The organism is Neisseria sp. P0021.S006 (assembly GCF_051956895.1).
Map to the genome: position 1 here is coordinate 1 of NZ_JBQCWZ010001222.1, position 459 is coordinate 459.

The 459-nt window shown below is 49.9% G+C and carries 1 protein-coding gene; it reads left to right on the top strand.

Annotation, left to right across the window (positions count from 1 at the left end):
- A partial coding sequence (locus ACTHUM_RS19585) for a LuxR C-terminal-related transcriptional regulator (RefSeq protein ID WP_440403953.1) occupies window positions 1-459 on the top strand: 459 nt, incomplete at both ends.

Consider the following 459-nt stretch of genomic DNA (forward strand, 5'->3'; position numbering starts at 1 on the left):
GGTCATGAACGGCCGCGAAGCACTGGCTCAAATTTTGAGCATCAATCCGCAACTAACCGTCATCATGCTGACTGTTTCCGAAGACAGCGATGATTTGACCGAATGTATGCGTATGGGTGCAAAAGGCTTTTTGCTGAAAAACATCAACGCCGACTTCCTGTTGGAAAGCATCCGCAAAGCTGTCGATGGCGACAATGTCTTTTCTCCGGAAATGACCAGCCGTTTGGTGCAATCGCTAATTTCTCCATCTCCTTCCCGCTCCGACCATCTGCTGGAGCAACTGACCCCGCGAGAGATGGAAATCTTGTGCTATCTTGCCGCCGGACACAGCAACAAAATCATTGCCCGCCATTTGAATCTGGCAGAGTCAACCGTCAAAGTGCATGTACAAAACCTGTTGCGCAAATTAAACCTAAGCAGCCGCGTCCAAGCTGCGGTTTATGCGGTGCAACACAAAGT